This is a genomic window from Acinetobacter sp. Z1 (genome assembly GCF_024296945.1).
GTDB classification, from domain to species: domain Bacteria; phylum Pseudomonadota; class Gammaproteobacteria; order Pseudomonadales; family Moraxellaceae; genus Acinetobacter; species Acinetobacter beijerinckii.
The window spans coordinates 417,496-439,291 of record NZ_CP101115.1 but is presented as its reverse complement, the minus strand read 5'-3'; the positions used below and the strand labels follow the sequence as shown (position 1 = coordinate 439,291).

Below are 21,796 nucleotides of genomic sequence, written 5' to 3'. Positions count from 1 at the left end.
AAATTCCAATTCACTCAATCTTCACACATTAAGCTATACTTTGACTGTTTTTATTATAATAGAGAGTTATCTGTGCCGATTGAATTTATTGCAACATCAAAGCTACCTACTGCTTTCGGTGACTTCAATATTTCCGTGTTTCAAGACCCTGAGACGGGTGAAGAACACGTGGCACTTTCTAAAGGTTTAGAAACTGCTCCCAATAAACCAGTATTAGTTCGTATTCATTCTGAATGCTTAACGGGTGATGCGTTCGCCTCACTCAAATGCGATTGCGGCCCGCAGTTACAAGCAACTCAACGTTTAATTAATGAGGCTGGGCAAGGCGTGATTTTGTATTTACGTCAAGAGGGTCGTGGCATTGGATTAACCAACAAAATCCGTGCTTATGCTTTACAGGATCAAGGGCATGATACGGTTGATGCAAATCTTATGTTGAATCTTCCTGCTGATGCGCGTCGTTATGATATGTGCAGCATTATGCTCGATCATCTTCAAATTAAAGAAGTGAAATTAATCACTAATAATCCTTTGAAACTTAAAGCATTAACCGATCTTGGAATTAATGTGATTGAACGTGTACCTCTCACAGTTGGTCGTAATCCATTTAATGAACAATATTTAAAGACCAAACGTGAGCGTATGGATCATCTTTATCAAAAAGATGACTTTTGATCGAATTAAGAGACCAGTTTAATTAGGATATGCTTGGTAAATCTATGAATAAAATTGATTATTCGGATGATGATGACTTTTACAATCAAGGCTTCGAGCATGAGGGTATCGTATCAATTTGGATTGGTCTTTCTGATGAAAAAACTGATATGGAATTAGATATATTACAAGACCTATGTGGTATTGGATACTATCAACTTAGTAATCAAGAAATAAATCATCTGAACTTCGAATTAGTTTCAATAGGACTTTTAATCAAAGACTTATCATATTCCAGTTCATTCAAAAATAATGTCATCCATCAAGCTTATTTAAAGGGTATTGATCATTGTAAATGGGTTATTGCTCAATATGATTTTAAGTATGACCCTCTTAAAGTCAAACGACCAATAAAAAATGATCCTATTTTCATAGGATATTTTCCTTATATTTCTATTGAGTGAAGATTATTTAATAGTTTTGATCAAACACCCTTTATGCTTAAATTTAAGAGATTCCTATCAAATCCCTTACTTTTATTATGGTTTTGTGTTTTGATATTCATCATTCTTAGATCTTATTAAGAGGATCATCATGCAACACCCAACTTCAGTTGATATTCAACGTGTTCGCGAGTTCTTACTCGATCTACAGGCACGGATTTGTGCAGGACTAGAGCAACAGGAACGTGCAGGCGGTGGTACCGCTGAGTTTATCATTGATGATTGGCAACGAACCGAAGGTGGCGGTGGTCGCTCCCGTGTTTTGCAAAATGGTGAAGTGATTGAAAAAGGTGGGGTCATGTTCTCCCACATTAATATCAGCAAACTTCCTGCATCTGCTACAGAACGTCATCCACAGATTGCAGGTGCAAAAGCACAAGCATTAGGTGTTTCTTTAGTGATTCACCCGAAAAATCCAAATATCCCAACCTCTCATGCTAATGTTCGTTTATTTATCGCAGAACCAGAAGGTCAAGATCCTGTGTGGTGGTTTGGTGGCGGCTTTGACTTAACCCCATTTTATCCAGATGATGAGGATGTTCAGAATTGGCACCAAACAGCGTACGACTTATGTCAACCTTTTGGTGAATATGTCTATGCAGAACATAAACAATGGTGTGATGATTACTTCTACTTAAAACATCGTGATGAACAACGTGGTGTTGGTGGTTTATTCTTTGATGATTTGAACCAATGGGACTTCGAGACTTGCTTTAAATATATTCAAGCCGTTGGTAATGGTTACTTAGCAGCGATCTTGCCAATTTTTGAGAAGCACCGTGAGCAGCCCTATACCGAAGCTCAACGGGAGTTCCAACTTTATCGTCGTGGTCGTTATGTCGAATACAACTTGGTTTATGACCGTGGCACCTTGTTCGGTTTACAAACAGGTGGGCGTATTGAGTCAATTCTTGTGAGTTTACCGAATTTAGCAGGCTGGTCGTATCGTCCAGAATGGGAAGCTGACTCGCCTGAGAAGCGACTCACGGATTATTATTTAAAACCAAGAGATTGGCTAGGTTTAGAGAATTAAATGAAATGATTCATCCCTGATATAAAGCTCAGGGATGAAATCTTATCTAAAAACATTAAAATAAAAATATTGTAGTATTCGAGATGGGTCGTTGAATTAGGTCTAATCCAAAATTTTGCATCAGCTCTCGACTTAAAGGTTTAGGTCTATCCTTTAATGTCAGAAGTAATCGTAGAAATTGCCCATGCGTGAAAATTACTAAATTCTTTTCCGCATACTCCTTTTCTAATTGTCTTAATTTTTTATGAAATAGTTGTACGCGAATATATAAGTCAGTAAAAGACTCCGCATCATCGCCATCCCGATAATCGCAGTCCATCTTTTCCCAATATGCTTTTACCCACTCTTTTCGATCATCTAAATTGGTATTTGCACACTTACGTTCAGAAAGATAACTAAACTCATGAATGTTTCCATCTATCTCCGCAGTGATCCTATATTTTTGTAAAATAGGTTCAGCAGTCTGATATGTACGTAAATATTTAGAAATAATCACATAGTCAATTTGAGGCAAGCTCACACAAAGTTGCTTAGCTTGTCGTTTGCCATTTTCACTAAGAGCAATAGAAGCATGAGATAAAGTGCGCCCATTGATATTGGCCTCGCTTTCAGCATGCCGAATTAAAAATATACTCATAGTTTTATTTAAAGTTGTATCTTGATTTTCATTCATCAAAACATGTTGTAAAAACTAAATCACCACATCGTCTTGTTATAGATGTAAATCAATATTGCAGCATCCCTTTCAACTTTATAAACTTCTACTAACCTTTACCATACTGATCACTCATGACCAAACAATTTGCTGTAATTGGAAACCCGATTGAACAATCTCGCTCACCAGAGTTACATCACGCATTCGCAGCAAAAGCAGGAGTCGATCTAAACTATAAAAAAATTCTTGCGCCCTTAGATGGATTTGAAAGCACAGTAAAAGATTTCTTTGCACAAAACGGTGCGGGCATGAATGTCACTGTGCCTTTTAAAGAACAAGCATTCGCCCTTTGCGATCAATTGACTGAACGCGCTAAGATTGCAAAAGCAGTGAATACCTTATGGATGCAAGATGGCAAGCTCCACGGTGACAATACTGATGGTCAGGGCTTGGTTACAGCAATTCAAGCCTTAAATTGGAGTTTAGAAAATAGTCGTATTTTAATTTTAGGTGCAGGTGGTGCAACACGCGGTGTGATTTATCCACTGGTTCAAGCTGGCACAAAACAAATTGTGATTGCTAACCGAACACTCACTCGCGCTGAGCAACTCGTTGAGGATTTAAAAGATGCTGTTGCCCAGACTGAGCTAAAAGCCATTCGCTTAGATGAATTGACAGGTGAATTTGATTTTGTGATTAACGCAACTTCAGCAAGTTTAAGCGGTGAAGCATTACAATTACCTGAAAACTTAATCTTTCATCATGCCTATGAAATGGCTTATGGAAAACCCTCTAGCTTTTTGGAGCAAGCCCAAGAGCGTCAAGTTCCCTCAACTGATGGTTTTGGCATGTTAGTGGGGCAAGCTATTGAAGCTTTCTCTATTTGGAATGGTGTTAAACCCGAATTAAAAGATTTTTTATAAATCAACGTATGTAAAAAAGAACCTGCATAAATCAGGTTCTTTTTTACATAATTAACAATTATTTAGTGCTTAACATTTTCAAATAAACGTCTTTAAAAATTTCATAATCAATAAATTCATTATGCTCAATCTTTAATGATTTTATGCTCTTTTCAGACAACTTATTTTTACGCGCATCAACATACACCTGTCCTAAAATATTTGCTGTTTGGGCAAGTAGAAGCTTTTCTTCACTTGAAACCCCATTTTCCAGTTCAAATTGAATCTGATATTGCTGTGCAAATAACTGTTGTGGCTGCTTATATTGAGCTTGCAATTTTTTCCAAGCTTGACGATCTTTATCACCGCGCATTGCTTCATTAACGATACGATTAACAGCTTGACCCAATTTATCATCAAACTGATCTTCCTCTTGAAGATGGTGTTTATTTTGTAACGCTTCTATTGTTTGTAGTGCTTTACCTTCTGGATTATAAACCTCTTCATTGCCATACCAATACGCATAGACAGCAGCAATTTCCTGTAATTCCTGACTCGTATAGCGCTGTACAATTTCAGGCTTAGTTTCAATCAATTTCGCGATAAATACTGCTTTATACGTTTGCTCATAGGCTTTCGTTGCATCAAATCGTTGTTCAGCAATCACTTTCAATTGGTCATCTAATGATAGTGTATATGCTTCTGCTGAACGTTCTTGAACATTCGTTTGCCCTAACTTTTCAGAGAAACTACCAATCGCCTGCTCTAACATAGAACCTTTGCTTGCTTCTGCCCATGTTTTAGCACGCTTCAATTGAGCTTGGTCAATTGGAGTTGCTTTACCATAATTAGAAATCAGCATGTCTGCTTTGACGTTAAAGCGAGATTTCATCTCAGGTAATGCATAATTCAAATCATAATCGATTTTAACCGCACGTCCTTGAGTATCTAACCCAACATCCATAATAAAAGGATTACGTTTATCTACAGGTGGGAGTGCTTTTGCAATCTCAGCCTGATGCTTGATCCATAACGCTTTAAATGCTTGATCATCAATAAATTGATTTTTATCGTACACAACAAATTCTTTTTCTATAGCTTTTAGCTTTTCTATGTATGAAAGAAAACCTGATTCAGTTTTCTTATCACCAAATACATCTACACCATACAGGCTTTGACAATATTGTGCGTCACCATAGGTTGCCTTAGACGCATTTTGCAATGTTAAACATTGGTCTTCTGATAAACCATCTTGCTCATCATCAACTGAAGTTGAATCAGCCGCAGCATTTTCTGCGGCATCATCCGCGGCTTGTTGTGCCTCATCTGCGGCATCTTCAGCAGCCTCAACCGCTGAAGTATCCGCTTCAGCATCAACACCAAAGTGCTGATTGACTAATCGATAAAGTTGTTGGCTGACGACACTTGGGTCTTCTGCTGATTGTTTATTATTTAATGGCGTTTTTGTAGTATCAGCAGGCGTTTTGCTGGCATCATCTAGAATTAACTTTTCTAAATTTGCTTCTTTAATATTTAATATGCTTTGCATCAAATATCTTTCATTAACCTTACTATACAAATTTGCTTGTAAGATCAGTTCCTCAATCGAGGTTTTTAAACGAATTTTTTCAACAACACCAGCCGCTTGATCCGCAGGTGTGATTGATAAAGCTTGGATGTTATTTGCATCTGCTAATCGATAATAAACCGCGCTAGATGCTTTTACATATTCGGCAAATTTTTTGTAATCGACTTCTTTGAACAAATCCTGATATTTGGAAAAATCCAAGTAAGCCAAATTATTTTGATTTTCTTTATTGACCAAATAAGGCATTAAAGCGAAGTAATTGATATAGAATTTATAACTACTCAGATCTAGTACCATCGGTACTTTCGCTTGAACCAACAGTGTTGGCTTTTCATAACGCGCGGTTAGATTAAATGAACCCATTTTTTGGCGATAATGAACTGAGCCATCATATTCAAACTGCATATCATTTAAAATATTGGTCATGATACGAGCGAATTTATCTGCTTTAGTGCCGAAAGCACTCTTAGGCTGCTCAGCTAAAGCGGTATATAAAGCTTTCTTTTGCTGACTATTCAAATTGACTTTTTGATCACGCAAATATTGATCCGCTTTTTGTTGTACTGCGGCATCTAATACTTTGTTATCAGTCGCTGATTTCTGTTTTTCGTCCAGATCGACATGTACATTAAATTTTCCCCGATAATCATAACTCGGATATTCGTACATCGCATTGAGGCTATTAATCGCCTTCTGATCTAAGTTAGTCGAGCCTGAATTGGTTTTAATGACATGCTGCGAACACGCAGAAAGACTAAGACCCAAGATACATAATGTTAAATATTTTAAACGCATAGCTTTACCAAACACCCTTATATCGTTATATTTTCAACTATAAAATAGATTATTTTTCACATATACTGTATGCGAAGACTCTAGCAGAAAAATGATTTTCTTAAGTAAAACTTTTTTTGAAAATTCGCTTTTCTGACATTTTTTTCCCTCGGGTTTATCAATGTATTTTTTATCACTAGTATGAATAATCAAAGTATCGAAACAGATAATCCAAAATGATTCAAATACAGGATTAAGATTATGCCAGCATATAAAGCCCCGCTCCGTGATATTCGTTTCTTAATGAACGAAATGTTAGATTATCCAGCACATTACCAAACTTTGACAAGTGGTCAAAATGCGGATGCTGAAACCGTTGATATGATTCTTGAAGGTGCAGCTGATTACTGCGAAAACGTACTTTCTCCGCTGAACCAATCAGGTGATGAAGAAGGTTGTACTTTCAACAATGGTGAAGTCACTACACCGAAAGGTTTTAAAGATGCTTATGACCAGTTCGTAATGGGTGGTTGGCAAGGTCTTTCTTATCCTGAAGAGTTTGGTGGTCAAGGCTTACCAATGTCTTTGAACCTCATCAAATCAGAAATGATGGGTACTGCAAACTGGTCATTTACAATGTATCCAGGTTTAAGTACAGGTTGTATGAACACCATCATGCAATTTGGTACTGATGAGCAAAAAAATACCTACATGCCTAAATTGGTTGAAGGTACTTGGTCTGGCACAATGTGTTTAACAGAACCACAATGTGGTACAGACTTAGGTCAAGTAAAAACTAAAGCTGAACCTGCTGCTGATGGTACTTATAAAATCTCTGGTACGAAAATCTTCATCTCTGCGGGTGAACACGATTTAACAGACAATATCATTCATATCGTACTTGCGCGTCTTCCAGATGCCCCTGCTGGTACACGTGGTATTTCTTTATTCATCGTACCTAAATTCATCCCAACTGCTGATGGCGGTGTTGGTGAGCGTAATACGGTTTCTTGTGGTTCTATCGAACACAAGATGGGGATTAAAGCGTCTGCAACAGCGGTATTAAACTTTGATAATGCAACTGGTTACCTGATCGGTGAAATTAACAAAGGCTTACATGCAATGTTTACGTTCATGAACACTGCACGTATTGGTACAGCAGTTCAAGGTATTGCACATGCGGAACTTTCTTTCCAAGGTGCGTTACCTTATGCGAAAGACCGCATGTCGATGCGTGCCCTTTCTGGTAAGAAAGAGCCTGAGCGTGTAGGTGATGCGATTATTCACCATGCTGACGTTCGTCGTATGTTGTTAACTCAAAAAGCGGTTGCAGAAGGCGGTCGCGCAATGATCTATCATGCTGCTAAACTTGCAGACAAAATGACAGATGCATTGGTAAATGGCGATCAAGCTGCTTATGAAGCTGCCGATGACAAACTTGGTTTCTATACGCCGATTTTAAAAGGTTTCTTGACTGAATTAGGTTTGGAAGCAGCAAACCACGGTATGCAAGTTTACGGTGGTCATGGCTATATCCGTGAATGGGGTATGGAACAAATCGCACGTGATGCACGTATCTCAACATTGTATGAAGGTACAACGGGTATCCAAGCACTTGACTTATTAGGTCGTAAAGTTCTTTTAAGCTCAAAAGGTAAAGTCGTTCGTGACTATACTGCTGAAATCTTGAAATTCTGTGCTACTCATGCGCGTAACAAGTATTTACGTCGTTTCGCTTGGGACTTAACGAAGCTTTGCGCTCAATGGAATACTTTAACTGTTCGCATCATGCTTGCAGCTCGTAAAGACCGTGACATCGTATCTTCTGCTTCCAATGATTTCTTGATGTTCTCTGGTTATGTAATGATGGCTTATTTCTGGGCTCAACAAGCAGTGATTGCTTCTGAGAAACTAGAAGCTGGTAACGGAATTGAAACACCAGAATTCTATAAAGCAAAAATCAAAGTTGCAGATTTCTACTTTGACCGCTTATTGCCACGCGCTCAAGGTCATGCAGAATCGATGGTAACTACATCTCGTACCTTGACTTCTCTTGCTCCAGAACACTTCAGCTTCGATTACTAATTGAATCGGAACTGATCAATAAAAAGAGCGCTTGAAGCGCTCTTTTTATTTAATATTGCTTTTTAGTGTTTAACTTTTTCAAACACATAAGCCTGTTCAGGGAAAGGATATTCTTGAAAGAACTTGCGATTGCGTCCATGATCCCCATTCCAAATTTGATCTAAATCTAAAACTAAATCTTGTTTTGAATTAATTTTATAATACAAATTCACATCGGCAGCTTCACAACGAACCAGAATTTCCTGACCGGCCTTTTGCACTCGCCATTGTACTTGTTTACAGGTCTGTTCTATTTTCGCAATATTCGTTGAAGCGTCTGAACCCAAACGCCCAAAACTGGTATTGGTCCAATAAACGGAACCATCTTCTAATAAATTAAGAATATACTCAGCTTCTTTTTCATTTTTAACACAACCTGCAAAAGCATCAGTACACGGAATCCGCGCATGGTAACGACCAGCATATTGCATATCTTTATCCGTCGGCTTGTCTAAAGACTTTGAAGCGACATGAGGAATGGTCGCTTGTCCTGCGACTTCAGTTAAAGAAATTCCTTCACTAGATACGTTTTGATCATCTTCGAAAATAATTGCAGCAGAACTTTCCTCACTACTCCGTTGTGTTTGAGTCTGTTTTTTCATTGATTCAGGATGATGGCTATCGCAAGCACTTAACCCTAGCGTGAATAGAACGCCTACACTTACATTTTGTAAGAATAACCTGAACTGCATATTCATAATTCTCTAACATCAACATCGATATGGCTTTCTAAGCTGACTCAATCACCCTAATTTATTGAAAATATAGAGATCAATCAAATAAGCGTCCATTCCCCAAAAGGATAAGCAGCAACAAACTTTCAGATGGAAATAGCCAATGACAAAGCAGATTGCTTTAAGTCGGTGCATTTTAGGCGATAGTGTCGGTTTTTCCATCAACAAATTACACACCGTAACGATTTTGTTATCTGTTTAAACTTTAAAAAAAAGAATTTACCCCTATTTCTTTAATAACAGCAGCTTATATATTTTTATTTTACTGTTGTAACTTATTTATTTTAGGAGAATGTCTCGATGACCAATTCTGGTTTATATCGCTCTAGCCAACGAAGCATGATCGCTGGTGTTCTAGGTGGTATTGCGGAACGTTTTGGTTGGAATGCAAATTTATTACGCCTGATCTTTGTGGTGATCTCGCTCATGAGTGCTGCCTTTCCTGGTATCTTAGTCTATCTAGTTTTATGGTTAGTCATACCTAAAAAACACATTGATCAAATAGAACGGGTACAAGGTTATAACCAGCCCATCAAAACCATTAATGATCACGAGACAACAAAGCGTTAATTAATATCTTCTTTTATTTATGTTTTGGTCGCTACGGTTGAGTTTCCCCTAATCCAACCGTAGCTTTTTTTATTGTAAAAATTAAAGCCTAATTTAATTGTCGATTTAATTGCTGTTGTAAAGCAGCAATCATATCTGCTCGGCTAATAATACCGATCAAGCGTTGCTGATCTACCACGGGAATATAGTTAAAGGATTTTTCGACAAAATATGGAACTAAATCTTGTATGGGTTGTAAAGGATCAACCGTTACCACACGATGACTCATAATTTGTCGAACATAATGCTGCCATGAATTACGCGGGTCAGTTGCTCCCTTAAACCATTCCACAACTTCATATAAAGCAAGAGTTCCTACTAATCTATCGTCATGATCGACGACAGGTAAACTCATTAAATTCACTGCCTTAAATTTATCTAATGCTTGATGAATATCATCATTTTCATGCAATTTCATCACATCTCGGCTCATGATATCTTGGCAAACAAATGAATTCACCATTCGTTCATTCGCACGTTGTTGCGCTTCTAAAATAATTTTTTCTAAATCATATTGGCTAATATCAAGCAACTCAGTACGGTGCTCTAATGCATATTCAATATCTTTCGGTTGAATCGACACTTTTTGGGTAGGCGTCGGATCTTTTGACCTTTCATTCACATGTGCAGTCATTGGATAATGCCTACCCACTAAACGATTAAAAAATACAGCAAAAACTAATAATAAGATCGAATTTAATAAAACAGGATAAACAATAAAGTGAAAACCGAGTCGATGGACAGCATCGCCACCTAACACCGCAGTGATTGCTACAGCCCCACTCGGTGGATGTAATGAGTCGGTGGTCATCATCATAAAGATCGCAAGACCCACCGCCACACTAAACGCAGTTGTTAAGTCAGGTAAGATTTGCGCACAGCTGACCCCAATCAACCCCGCAATTATATTGCCTATCACCACATTCCACGGTTGTGCTAAAGGGCTATTCGGTAAAGCAAAAAGAAGAACCGAAGAAGCTCCCATTGGTGCGATATACCAAGCATTTATGCCACCTAATACATACCAACTGATTAAAGAGGAAATTGCTAAACCGCAGAGCGCACCAACGCCTGAAAAAAGCCTTTCTTTCAATGGAAGCACTTTATAATTCGGTTTCAGAAAATTTAGCCAGTCAGATTGGGGATAGCTCACAATGTACCTTACTGAAATTGTATTGTTTCTCATTCATCGCGCAGTATACGCGCATCTTAATTTAAAGATGTATTTAAATTATAGTTTTAGGTTATGAGTAAAGCTATTGAGCATATTTAAATCAATTTAGATATTCTTTCAGTTGCTCTAAGCGTTCTGCATATTTTTGCATAGGACAAAACTCATACATCGGTGAGCCAATATAAGCTCCTGCATTTCGGCATTCCTGATCTACAAAATTCTTCCAAAGTTGTTGTGATTTCATAATATCGCTATAACGTTCTGGCTGTTTATATTGTTTGCTTTGAGCTTTGATTTGATCTAATAATTTGACAATCTGCTTGGTATATAATGTCTTAGTCCTTGTACTACAAATTTCTACCACCGCATTGTTGATATTACCCAACTTTAGCTCTTGAATGGTTTCATCAACACATTGACTATAGGGATCTGTCGCTTGCTGCTGCGACGCAGCAAAACTATTCATACTTAGGAAAGCAGTGAGCAACCATATAACTTTAAAATTGTTTTTTACCATTTTTATGTTCTTCATTTTAAGTCACCAATAATAACGAGCAGTTAATACAAAGCTTAATTTTCAGACCTTAGCTTTACGTATATGTCATATTTTATGGCAAGACATCACGCCTATTAAATAATATCTTACATAGATGGTAGAACTTAATATTTACTTTGCCCTCATTAAACTTTTATGGTTAGGCGGTCACCCAATGATTAGGCGACAACAACAACTTAAATAATAAGGATATTTTATGAATGTTCCTCACCTTGAAACCCCAACCAATGCCATGCCAAAAGGTTTACTACGGGGTTGGATTATTATTGTCATTGCAGCTTTGCTGTCCTTCGGTTTATATGAAATCTTACCTTACGATCAAAATGCCAATAAAGGACTAAGCTTATTAGTGTTTATTGGTATTCTTTGGCTGACTGAAGCTATTCATATCACCATCACCGCACTCTTGGTTCCTATTATCGCCGTGTTAGTAGGTATGCCAAGCGCTGGGACGAATGATGAACTCAAGCCCATTACGACCACAAAAGCACTCAGTACTTTTGCTGACCCAATTATTTTCCTCTTCTTCGGTGGATTTGCACTGGCGACGGCACTACATGTTCAAAAGCTTGATCGAAAGATTGCAATGTGGATTATCGCACTCTCCAAAGGTCATCTAGGTATAGCGGTTTTATCAATCTGTTTAGTCACTGCAATTTTGTCGATGTGGATTTCCAATACAGCCACAGCAGCAATGATGTTACCACTGGCTTTAGGTTTACTTTCACATTTTGATGCTGCAAAGGAACGCAAGACATTTGTCTTCATCTTGCTCGGTATTGCTTATTCAGCAAGTATTGGTGGTTTAGGCACATTGGTCGGTTCACCCCCAAATGCGATTGCAGCGAAGGCTTTAGGTTATGACTTTGCCGATTGGATGAAAGTCGGTTTACCGATGATGCTCATCATTTTTCCTGCAATGTTGGTAAGTTTATATATTGTTCTACGTCCAAAACTTAATCATCGTGTTGAATTTAAAACTGAAAGTATCCCTTGGAATCGTGATCGCATTCTGACCATGCTTGTATTCTTAGTCACTGCTTTTGCTTGGATTTTTGGTAAGGCGATCAGTGAGCAATTTGGAATTAGTCAACCAGACACATGGATTGCAGTACTTGCTGCCTGTATGGTGGTTATTTTAGGTATCGCGACATGGAAAGATATCGCAGATAATACCGATTGGGGTGTTTTAATGCTGTTCGGTGGTGGCTTAACTTTAAGTGCGATTCTAAAAGATTCAGGCTCCTCCTTAGTTCTTGGACAAACACTAGCCAATGCCTTTGGTGATGCATCCCCATTTCTAGTGATTGTAATAGTTGCAGCATTTATTATTTTCTTAACCGAATTTACCAGTAATACAGCTTCAGCTGCACTTTTAGTTCCTGTATTTGCTGCAATTGCCGATCAAATGGGTTTACCTAAAGAAATATTAGTTGTTGTGATCGGGATCGGTGCTTCGTGTGCATTTATGCTTCCTGTTGCAACGCCGCCTAATGCAATCGTCTTTGGAACAGGACACATCCAACAAAGTGAAATGATGCGAGTAGGCTTTATATTAAATATTCTCTGCGTAGCACTTGTTTCAGTTTTTATTTATTTGTTCTTCATTTAGCAGTTAATGCTTTAGCTTGATCATCATTGTGCTAAAGCGAACATTCATAAAAAAGCAAACAGTCATTTGAACTGTTTGCTTTTTTTCTGCTTCAATCTGCAATTAAGACGCTTTCACACCCAACCACGTAAAGGTATTTGGCACATCACTGAGTTGAATGGTTTGCTTGATTTTCAAGTTTTTCAAATCTAATTCAACAATGCTTTTCGCTTGCGTATCATTAATAAAAATCGTACCTGCACTCGCATTTACGACTAAACGGCTTTTTGCGAGCTCAGTTGTATTTAAATTTTGAATAGCTTTGATTTGTCCAAGACGTTTCCAATTTTGGCTATCAATCACATGTACCACACCAACACTATCTAAAATCGCTAAATATTGACCTGATGCATCGACCACTTGTTGCAAGCGTTTAACTGGGGTTATGCCATCTGCTTCTTTAGCCGCTGAAGACCAATCTAAGCTGATTGCATTTAAGTTTTTTGGATCAACTACAAATAAAGCATGTGTACCTGAAGCAAAAGCAGCAAATTTATCTAGCTTTTCATGTCCTGCAATCGTACTAATGCGTATTAAATTATCATTTTGATCTGTTATTTTAATTTTTTTATCTAAGAAGGAATCCTTGTTTTGCTCAACGACCAATACGCCATCCTCACAACCAAAAGCAGCATATTGTTGAATTGATGCTGCCCCATGTAAACGATTACAAGGATTGGTTAAAGTCTGGTCTACATGGAAATGATCACCATGTACATAATAACTTTTCACAATACTTAATGTTTCTGATTCTTTAGACATATACGTACTTAACACGTACTCGCCACGCGGTTCAGCCACACCATGATGCTTTTTAGGTAAATTTTGAGTTGCAACACTTTGCTGTGCAATGGCTGCATCATCAAAGACGTCAAATTTTGAACCATCATCTTCGCTTCCATCATAAAACAATGCTGCCGTACCATTAAAACTACGATAATGCGCGGGGATTGCGCCTTTTAATTGATACGCCAATAAATGAGGTGCATTGCGTTGCAAGCTGCCATTTTTATTAAAAATTCCGCCATCAGCAAATTGCACGATGCCTTCATTTCGACTCAGCATTACCGCATATCGTGATTGTGGGCTGCTATACATGGCAGATGGAACATAATTCAACGCAGTAGTATTGATCGTCTTTTGCTCTTTTAAATCATACACGGTGAGTAAAGGTCGTATTGTATCTGCATTGGCAATTGCCAAACGCCCTGCATCAGCTTCAGTGGGTTGCTGCGGTTTTGGCGACACAACTGATGATGAGCTTGAAGAATCTCCCCCTCCACATGCTGATAGCAACACGCTACTCATTAAAATCGTTAAGACATAACTTTGTTTTAGACTTTTCACCTTATTTGCCTCTGTTGGACTGATTATTTATTTAATTGTTACGTTATAACATAACTCATACAAGTAATTAATCATTTTTTAAGCTTTCATAAGTTGAGCCTATTTTTAGAAGCAATCAGTAAATCAGTTAGACGTATTTTTCGTTCAGATAACGCCAATAGCGTTTAGGTAAATATTGCACATGTAATTTCACATTCTGACGTTCTTTAATGTTGATACTATTAAAGTAATCTTTCCAAAGTTGATCGTATAATTCTTCTTGTTCATCTAATTCTAATTGGAAATTTTGACTGGCACCATTTTCGATATTACTGTCAATCTGATTGGCTTCTAAAGAAACCTCGTGAATTTCTTTTAAATCATAATACAGACCATATTTGCGTTGTTCGTCATAAATCAGCCAACGTTGATCTTGATAACGACGCTTAAAATGCGGCTGTATCAAAGGTAATACATTAAAATCTGGTCGAACTAAACTTAAAAATAAACCATCTGTGGTTTTCTTAAACCGCACAAAAGCTTCCATACGATGCTTTTCGCGCCCGACCTTTTTCGTCCATTGCGAAATCGCTAAAACACTGGGATGAGAGTAATTTTTTTCAACTGAATGTTGATGCCGAAAAATATAGATACAGTAATTAAATAAATGCTGATAGGCATCCAAAGATTCTGACAAATAAGCAAAATAAAATTGTCTCAAAGATGAATGCGAAAGTTTCTGCTGTAAAGCTGACCAAACACGACCTGCATGTTGCTCATGATTTGGAATCTCAACCACCGTGGCAAATAAGCCATGCTGCGCGCCTTGGTTTAAACACAGTTGCACGTGGAACTCTTTAAATTGAAAAGCTCGAAATACGCAGTTGAGCAAACCGACCATTGAGCCATCAAAATAATAATAAACCACAGCATCACTGAGCATATTTAGAATCCTAAACTCAGTTGCGGTGATAGTTGTTTCACGTACTTAGATGAACCCTGCGTTAATATTTGCTGACGAATATCAGTTGTAGAAAGTTCTTTTTGAAACCTTGGACTGTCTTCACAACGAATAAAAAACTTGGCACGTGAATACGCCACACCGAGTTGTTTAAGCAAATCAATATGCACTTTACCAAAACGTCGTGCTTGCACGATTTTCTTGGCTGACTTCACTCCAATACCCGGTACACGTAAAATCATTTGATAATCCGCACGATTTAAATCCACTGGAAACTGTTCAGGATGACGTAATGCCCAACTCAGTTTTGGGTCTACATCTAAATCAAGATGTGGGTGTTTTTCATTGACGATTTCATTGACTTCAAAACCATAAAACCGCATCAACCAATCACTTTGATAGAGTCGATTTTCTCTTAATAATGGAGGTGCTGAACCGACTGCTGGTAAATAGTTATTTTCGGTGTTGATTGGTATATAACCTGAGAAATAGACACGTTTGAGTTTAAATTCTTTGTAATGTCGATCTGCCATCACCAGCACATCTTGATCAGTTTCCTGATGTGCGCCCACCACCATTTGTGTGGTCTGCCCTGCGGGTACATATTTCGGCACATGCTTGATAATTTGACGTTCATCTTTAAGTTGAATCAGTCGATCTCGTACTAAACCTAAATCCTTTTGTACTTCTTGATGTGATTTTTCAGGGGCAAACGCTTTTAATCCGACCTCAGTTGGCATTTCTAAATTGATGCTCATCCGATCTGCATAAAGCCCTGCTTCATGAATCAGCTCAGGCGATGCCCCAGGAATGGTTTTGAGATGAATATAGCCATTAAAATTTTCTTCTAGACGCAATTTTTTCACCACTTGCAGCATCCGCTCCATGGTGTGATCAGCAGATTTGAATATGCCTGAACTCAGAAACAGCCCTTCAATATAATTACGACGATAGAAATTAATGGTCAGATCAACCACTTCTTGTACGGTAAATGCAGCGCGTTTTACATCATTGGAACGACGTGATACGCAATAAGCACAATCAAAAATACAGACATTACTGAACAAGATTTTCAGCAAGGAAACACAGCGACCATCTTCAGTATAACTATGGCAAATGCCTGAACGACTGGCATCACCTAGCCCCTTATCTTTATTTTTACGGTCACTACCACTGGAGGAACAGGACACGTCATATTTGGCAGCGTCCGCTAAGATTTGCAGCTTTTCACGAATGCGATCAGACATTTCAAACGACCTGATGAGAACAGAGAATATCGTTTAAAAATTAGCATTTTCATATTGTGAAATTAAGAGCATGGGAGATGCAATGCGTCACGTGGTGACGTTTTATTCTGATCTTAGTAAAAGGTACAAAATATTGCTACAATTAAAGTCATGGTTAGGAATTGCAAATAAAACAAAATTATCAATTACGCCAACCGAAAAAACGTCTTACTAAAAACCATATGAGCTTTGTACAGCGAATGTTTGGATATATTATTGCTCTTTGGATCATTCTTATTATTAAAATTACTTTTATTAAAAAGACTCATACCGTTGGTCTAATTTTGATTATTTCCAGTACCATAATCTTATTCCAGTACTGTTATTCTGAAATTAAAAGTCTTCCGCCCAACATCAACACCTATAAAAAACTGTGCGGCGTCTATAAATATGAAGAATTTATAAGTTCAAATAGAGGTAAAGGTAGTTATAACTTCTATTTTCAATTAAGTGATTATGGAGATTACTCTTACAATATCAATCACACGAAAGCCATCCACTATGGTTATAACAGTTCAAAAAAGCTGAGATTAGACAAGTTACGAAATAATCAAGATATATGTTTGCATGTTAGTATGAATGCTTATCGGGCAGATCGTATCAATGAGCTACTAGATATTGAATATTTAGCTCCAGACTACGAGTTTGAATTTAAAAAGATATGTGGTCGACAAATTGCCTCAGAATATTCACAAGGCATGAAAGAGTCTAAAGATAATCCCTACTACTTAATATTCAAATTAGATCAGTATGGTACTTACTCACACTACATCCCACCTCACGGGATCACGCGTTCTACATTAATTGGTGATGTCATTTATACAAACTCTAACCAAAAAGTATGTCTAATCGCAAAAATACCTAAATTGAGTATACATGAATCAAATTTTCTAGAAGACGCAGATATTCTTATGATCGAGTTAGTTGATAAACCTCCAATTTTAAAGAATGAGTAACCATAAGTTTTTTACACAACGCCTTTGCCACTCCCCCCCAAAATCCTTATACTTAACCACAATTTTTGTTTGATTCCAGTGGATGCACCATGAGTCGTGCTATATCGCATATTGATACATTTCAGGGCTTAATTCTTGCCCTACAAAACTATTGGGCGGAGCAAGGCTGCGTCATATTACAACCATATGATATGGAAATGGGTGCAGGAACATTCCACACTGCAACTTTCTTACGCGCATTAGGTCCAGAAACTTGGAACGCGGCTTATGTTCAACCTTCACGTCGTCCGAAAGACGGTCGTTATGGTGAGAACCCAAACCGCTTACAACACTACTATCAGTTTCAAGTGGTACTTAAGCCAAATCCAGACAATATCCAACAACTTTATCTTGATTCATTAAAAGCGATCGGCATCGACACACTAACGCACGATATTCGTTTCGTAGAAGATAACTGGGAATCTCCAACGCTTGGGGCTTGGGGCTTAGGTTGGGAAGTTTGGCTTAATGGTATGGAAGTGACTCAATTCACTTACTTCCAACAAGTCGGCGGTGTTGAGTGCTACCCTGTGACTGGCGAAATTACTTACGGTTTAGAACGTCTGGCGATGTATCTTCAAGGTGTAGACTCGGTTTACGATCTTGTTTGGACTAAAGGTCAATTCGGTACAGTGACATACGGCGATGTATTCCATCAAAATGAAGTGGAACAATCGACTTATAACTTTGAATATGCCAACGTTGAAAAAATGTTTGAATTATTCGATTTCTATGAAGCCGAAGCAACTCGCTTAATGGAAGCTGAGCTACCACTCCCTGCCTATGAGCAAGTGATTAAAGCATCTCATAGCTTTAACTTGTTGGATGCGCGCGGTGCGATTTCCGTGACTGAACGTCAACGTTATATTTTACGTGTTCGTACATTGGCGCGTTCTATTGCACAAAGTTATGTGACTGCACGTGCGAAGCTCGGTTTCCCAATGGCAGAACCACATTTGCGTGATGAAGTATTAGCGCAGTTAAAAGCACAGGTTGAAGCTGAAGCAGCACAAAACAAAGCCAATGCATAAATGGGAAAAATCTGATTTAGGAAAATAAAATGCCAAGTGTTGTGATTGAAGTAAGACGTGAATATTCAACTGAACAAGAAATAGCAATCATTGATGCTGTTCAGTCTGCTTTAGTCCAACATTTTCAAATTCCTGAAAAAGACAAACATATCCGTTTTTTCGCTCATTTACCGCATCGTTTTGCTTGTCCACCACATCAAGATCAACCTGAGTTTTATACTCAAATTAGTATTGATGCATTTGCTGGACGTTCTGTGGATGCAAAGCGAAATCTTTATCAAGGAATTGTAAATAACCTTGAAGTGCTCGGCATTCCACCAAAATACGTGACAATTATTATTCGAGATATTCCCTTAGAAAATTGGGGTATCCGTGGCGGTCAAGCAGCGTGTGATGTTGCATTGGGATTTAGGGTAGATGTTTAGATCATCTTGCTTATGACAGATAAATATTTTTAGAAGACATTTGAAATGACACATACCGTACTATTTGAATTGGGCTGTGAAGAACTTCCACCCAAAAGCTTAAAAACTTTACGTGATGCTTTAAAAGCAGAAACGGAAAAAGGCTTAAAAGATGCAGGCTTAAATTTTGCCGCGGTTGAAGCTTATGCTGCGCCACGTCGTTTAGCCTTGAAAATTGTCGATATTGATGCGGCTCAAGCAGATACACAAAAGCGTTTTGACGGCCCTGCTGTTCAAGCAGCTTATGATGCAGAAGGCAAACCGACTAAAGCACTTGAAGGCTTTATGCGTGGTCAAGGCATTACGGCTGATCAACTTTCGACGTTCCAAGCAGGTAAAGTTGAAAAAGTTTGCTTCTTGAAAGATGTGAAAGGTCAAAGCCTTGATGCTTTACTGCCACAAATTTTACAAGCCGCATTGGATAACTTACCTATCGCAAAACGTATGCGTTCAGCGGCAAGCCGTACTGAATTTGTGCGTCCTGTGAAATGGGTGGTATTACTGAAAGATGATCAAGTGGTTGAAGCAACCATTCAAGATCATAAAGCAGGTAATGTGACCTATGGTCATCGTTTCCATGCGCCTGAAGCAGTGACTTTGGCACATGCAAATGACTACCTCGCTGCTTTAGAAAAAGCATATGTGGTTGCAAATTTTGAAAAGCGTCAAGCAACCATTCAAGATCAAGTGAAAAAGTTAGCTGATGAAGTCAATGCGACTCCGATTGTGCCAACTAACTTACTTGATGAAGTAACAAGTCTGGTTGAATGGCCAGTGGCATTACGTGCGACTTTTGAAGAGCGTTATTTAGCAGTTCCTCAAGAAGCATTGATTACCACGATGCAGGACAATCAGAAGTATTTCTGTTTGATCAATGCTGAAGGTAAATTACAGCCTTACTTCATCACAATTTCAAATATTGAGTCGAAAGATCCGATTCAAATTATTGAAGGCAATGAAAAAGTTGTACGTCCTCGTTTGTCAGATGCAGAATTCTTCTTCTTACAAGATCAAAAGCAACCGCTTGCATCGCGTAAAGAAAAACTCGCGAATATGGTATTCCAAGCACAATTGGGTACGCTTTGGAACAAATCAGAACGTATTGCTAAATTAGCTGTAGCATTGTCACCAATTACAGGTGCAAATGCAGCCGATGCTGAAAAAGCAGCGTTACTCGCTAAATGTGATTTGACCTCTGAACTAGTGGGTGAATTCCCTGAACTTCAAGGTATTGCAGGCACGTATTATGCTCGCCTTGAAGGTGAGAATCATGAAGTTGCTGAAGCTTTAGGTGAGCAGTATTTACCTAAGTTTGCAGGCGATGTATTACCACAAACCCAAACCGGTACAACCATTGCCCTTGCGGACCGTTTAGATACATTGGTCGGTATTTTTGGTATTGGTCAAGCGCCAACAGGTTCTAAAGACCCATTTGCATTACGTCGCTCTGCAATCGGTATCTTACGTTTGATCATTGAAAATGAACTCGATGTGACGATTGAAGAACTGGTGAACTTTGCGCTTCAAGGTTATGGCGATGTGGTTAAAGATCATGACAAGACACGTGCAGATGCCGTTGCGTTCCTTGAAGGTCGTTACCGTGCTAAGTATGAAGATCAAGGCGTTGCGGTTGATGTGATTCAAGCGGTACAAGCACTTGCACCAAAATCTCCACTTGATTTTGATAAGCGTGTGACTGCGGTGAATCATTTCCGTACTTTGCCAGAAGCGGCTGCATTGGCTGCGGCAAATAAACGTGTTGCCAATATTCTTGCGAAAGAAGCAACGCCTGAAGGTGCTGTGGTTGAAGCGAATCTAGTTGAAGCTGCTGAAAAAGCGCTTTATGCAGAGTTGTCTGCACTCACGCCTGTGGTTCAGCCATTGCTTGTGGCACGTAACTACACAGAAGCGTTGTCTAAGCTTGCAGCACTTCGTGCGCCAATTGATGCTTTCTTTGAAGGTGTAATGGTCATGGCAGACGATGCGGAGTTAAAAGCCAACCGTTTACGTTTATTGGCTCAGTTGCGTGATTTGTTTACGGCGATTGCTGATGTAAGTGTATTGCAGGGTTAATTAAGCTTGTATTTAAAAACCCGCTTTAAAGCGGGTTTTTTATTAATAGAACCGAAATTTAGTTTTTAGGGTACTTCTTTCTTTTTCCAATTGATCTATAGAACGAGAAGCTAATACCAATCGCTTATTTAAATTTACAATACGATTCTGCATTTCAATATGTTTTAAGTCTTTTTCGGAATCTAGAACACATGCAGCGGCTGGTTTTTTCCCAGTGGCTTGTCTAATTTCTACGATAGTCATTTAATGAGCCTTTTCCTTTAATTCAGCTAGTGAATGCTCTAAAGCAAGTCTTGAGCTGAAAAAACTTAGTAACCATTCATATGATGCAAGAGAACTTGGATTATTTTGGAAAAAGTTCGGTTCCTTTGCGCCAATACAAATAATGAAAATTACATCATTTGATGAGATACTTTTTACAGGATAACAAAGTTGTGACCAATTTTCATTGTCTCTAGTACTCCCTTTAATATATTTTTTGTTATTTGCTTTTGCTAATTCTTTTTGAACATCCTCAACAACAATTAGTGTTTTAGATCTCAAAGCATGTGAAATTGTACTATCGCTATGCCTCAAATCATTTATATCAGTATTTGGTTTTGCTGTATAGGGCAAAAAATAAACCCAATCTTTCAAAGTATTATTTTCAATCCCCATTAAAGCAATTTTAAAATATTCTTTAGGATAAAGCTGTTTAAAACAA

The 21,796-nt window shown here is 38.2% G+C and carries 21 protein-coding genes; 11 read left to right on the top strand and 10 right to left on the bottom strand.

Annotation, left to right across the window (positions count from 1 at the left end; translation table 11 throughout):
- The first annotated feature begins 72 nt into the window (after positions 1 to 72).
- The 3 genes from ribA (at position 73) to hemF (ending at position 2,190) form a co-directional block, all read left to right on the top strand.
- Positions 73 to 675 (top strand): GTP cyclohydrolase II, encoded by a 603-nt coding sequence (gene ribA, locus NGC85_RS02045; RefSeq protein ID WP_005052074.1) that lies wholly within the window; start codon positions 73 to 75, stop codon positions 673 to 675.
- Between the two features lie 44 nt (positions 676 to 719).
- Positions 720 to 1,118: a hypothetical protein gene (locus tag NGC85_RS02040; RefSeq protein ID WP_169109358.1), complete on the top strand. Its 399-nt coding sequence runs from the start codon at positions 720 to 722 to the stop codon at positions 1,116 to 1,118.
- Positions 1,119 to 1,248: 130 nt separating this feature from the next.
- On the top strand, positions 1,249 to 2,190 hold the full coding sequence (gene hemF / locus NGC85_RS02035) for an oxygen-dependent coproporphyrinogen oxidase (RefSeq protein WP_254804690.1): 942 nt from the start codon (positions 1,249 to 1,251) through the stop codon (positions 2,188 to 2,190).
- 55 nt (positions 2,191 to 2,245) lie between these two features.
- Here hemF and NGC85_RS02030 read toward each other — a convergent pair whose 3' ends face one another.
- The gene (locus NGC85_RS02030; RefSeq protein ID WP_254805531.1) at positions 2,246 to 2,827 is read right to left on the bottom strand and encodes a histidine phosphatase family protein; all 582 of its coding nucleotides are present in this window, start codon (positions 2,825 to 2,827) and stop codon (positions 2,246 to 2,248) included.
- A gap of 152 nt (positions 2,828 to 2,979) precedes the next feature.
- Between NGC85_RS02030 and aroE the strand changes: the two genes are divergently transcribed.
- Positions 2,980 to 3,768 (top strand): shikimate dehydrogenase, encoded by a 789-nt coding sequence (aroE, locus tag NGC85_RS02025; RefSeq protein ID WP_005059770.1) that lies wholly within the window; start codon positions 2,980 to 2,982, stop codon positions 3,766 to 3,768.
- Positions 3,769 to 3,826: 58 nt separating this feature from the next.
- Here aroE and NGC85_RS02020 read toward each other — a convergent pair whose 3' ends face one another.
- Entirely contained in the window at positions 3,827 to 6,130 is a 2,304-nt protein-coding gene (locus tag NGC85_RS02020; RefSeq protein WP_254804689.1) for a hypothetical protein, read from the bottom strand.
- A 240-nt stretch (positions 6,131 to 6,370) separates the two neighbouring features.
- Here NGC85_RS02020 and NGC85_RS02015 point away from each other — a divergent pair, with 240 nt between their 5' ends.
- Positions 6,371 to 8,194 (top strand): acyl-CoA dehydrogenase C-terminal domain-containing protein, encoded by a 1,824-nt coding sequence (locus tag NGC85_RS02015; protein WP_005052081.1) that lies wholly within the window; start codon positions 6,371 to 6,373, stop codon positions 8,192 to 8,194.
- A gap of 62 nt (positions 8,195 to 8,256) precedes the next feature.
- Here the strand turns inward: NGC85_RS02015 and NGC85_RS02010 are convergent, their stop codons facing one another.
- Entirely contained in the window at positions 8,257 to 8,925 is a 669-nt protein-coding gene (locus NGC85_RS02010; protein WP_254805530.1) for a hypothetical protein, read from the bottom strand.
- A 342-nt stretch (positions 8,926 to 9,267) separates the two neighbouring features.
- Here NGC85_RS02010 and NGC85_RS02005 point away from each other — a divergent pair, with 342 nt between their 5' ends.
- Complete coding sequence (locus NGC85_RS02005; RefSeq protein ID WP_254804688.1) at positions 9,268 to 9,537, top strand: PspC domain-containing protein; 270 nt, start codon at positions 9,268 to 9,270, stop codon at positions 9,535 to 9,537.
- An 88-nt stretch (positions 9,538 to 9,625) separates the two neighbouring features.
- Here the strand turns inward: NGC85_RS02005 and NGC85_RS02000 are convergent, their stop codons facing one another.
- A complete protein-coding gene (locus NGC85_RS02000; protein WP_169109354.1) occupies positions 9,626 to 10,729 on the bottom strand; it encodes an HPP family protein in 1,104 nt (367 codons plus the stop codon).
- Between the two features lie 121 nt (positions 10,730 to 10,850).
- Positions 10,851 to 11,267: a lysozyme inhibitor LprI family protein gene (locus NGC85_RS01995; protein ID WP_254805529.1), complete on the bottom strand. Its 417-nt coding sequence runs from the start codon at positions 11,265 to 11,267 to the stop codon at positions 10,851 to 10,853.
- A gap of 235 nt (positions 11,268 to 11,502) precedes the next feature.
- Here NGC85_RS01995 and NGC85_RS01990 point away from each other — a divergent pair, with 235 nt between their 5' ends.
- Positions 11,503 to 12,918 (top strand): DASS family sodium-coupled anion symporter, encoded by a 1,416-nt coding sequence (locus tag NGC85_RS01990; protein ID WP_005052089.1) that lies wholly within the window; start codon positions 11,503 to 11,505, stop codon positions 12,916 to 12,918.
- A 102-nt stretch (positions 12,919 to 13,020) separates the two neighbouring features.
- Here the strand turns inward: NGC85_RS01990 and NGC85_RS01985 are convergent, their stop codons facing one another.
- The 3 genes from NGC85_RS01985 to NGC85_RS01975 form a co-directional block, all read right to left on the bottom strand.
- Entirely contained in the window at positions 13,021 to 14,304 is a 1,284-nt protein-coding gene (locus NGC85_RS01985; RefSeq protein WP_254804687.1) for a hypothetical protein, read from the bottom strand.
- A 127-nt stretch (positions 14,305 to 14,431) separates the two neighbouring features.
- A complete protein-coding gene (locus NGC85_RS01980; protein ID WP_254804686.1) occupies positions 14,432 to 15,226 on the bottom strand; it encodes a TIGR03915 family putative DNA repair protein in 795 nt (264 codons plus the stop codon).
- Positions 15,227 to 15,228: 2 nt separating this feature from the next.
- On the bottom strand, positions 15,229 to 16,491 hold the full coding sequence (locus NGC85_RS01975; RefSeq protein ID WP_254804685.1) for a putative DNA modification/repair radical SAM protein: 1,263 nt from the start codon (positions 16,489 to 16,491) through the stop codon (positions 15,229 to 15,231).
- Between the two features lie 614 nt (positions 16,492 to 17,105).
- Between NGC85_RS01975 and NGC85_RS01970 the strand changes: the two genes are divergently transcribed.
- The 4 genes from NGC85_RS01970 (at position 17,106) to glyS (ending at position 21,093) form a co-directional block, all read left to right on the top strand.
- A complete protein-coding gene (locus tag NGC85_RS01970; RefSeq protein WP_254804684.1) occupies positions 17,106 to 17,486 on the top strand; it encodes a hypothetical protein in 381 nt (126 codons plus the stop codon).
- Between the two features lie 89 nt (positions 17,487 to 17,575).
- On the top strand, positions 17,576 to 18,556 hold the full coding sequence (gene glyQ / locus NGC85_RS01965; protein ID WP_254804683.1) for a glycine--tRNA ligase subunit alpha: 981 nt from the start codon (positions 17,576 to 17,578) through the stop codon (positions 18,554 to 18,556).
- A 29-nt stretch (positions 18,557 to 18,585) separates the two neighbouring features.
- Positions 18,586 to 18,981, top strand: coding sequence for a tautomerase family protein (locus tag NGC85_RS01960; protein ID WP_254804682.1), 396 nt, complete (start codon positions 18,586 to 18,588; stop codon positions 18,979 to 18,981).
- A 45-nt stretch (positions 18,982 to 19,026) separates the two neighbouring features.
- Complete coding sequence (gene glyS / locus NGC85_RS01955; RefSeq protein WP_254804681.1) at positions 19,027 to 21,093, top strand: glycine--tRNA ligase subunit beta; 2,067 nt, start codon at positions 19,027 to 19,029, stop codon at positions 21,091 to 21,093.
- A gap of 42 nt (positions 21,094 to 21,135) precedes the next feature.
- Here the strand turns inward: glyS and NGC85_RS01950 are convergent, their stop codons facing one another.
- Both NGC85_RS01950 and NGC85_RS01945 read right to left on the bottom strand, forming a co-directional pair.
- Positions 21,136 to 21,336, bottom strand: coding sequence for a hypothetical protein (locus NGC85_RS01950; protein ID WP_254804680.1), 201 nt, complete (start codon positions 21,334 to 21,336; stop codon positions 21,136 to 21,138).
- Entirely contained in the window at positions 21,337 to 21,750 is a 414-nt protein-coding gene (locus NGC85_RS01945) for a hypothetical protein (protein ID WP_254804679.1), read from the bottom strand.
- Positions 21,751 to 21,796: the final 46 nt, after the last annotated feature.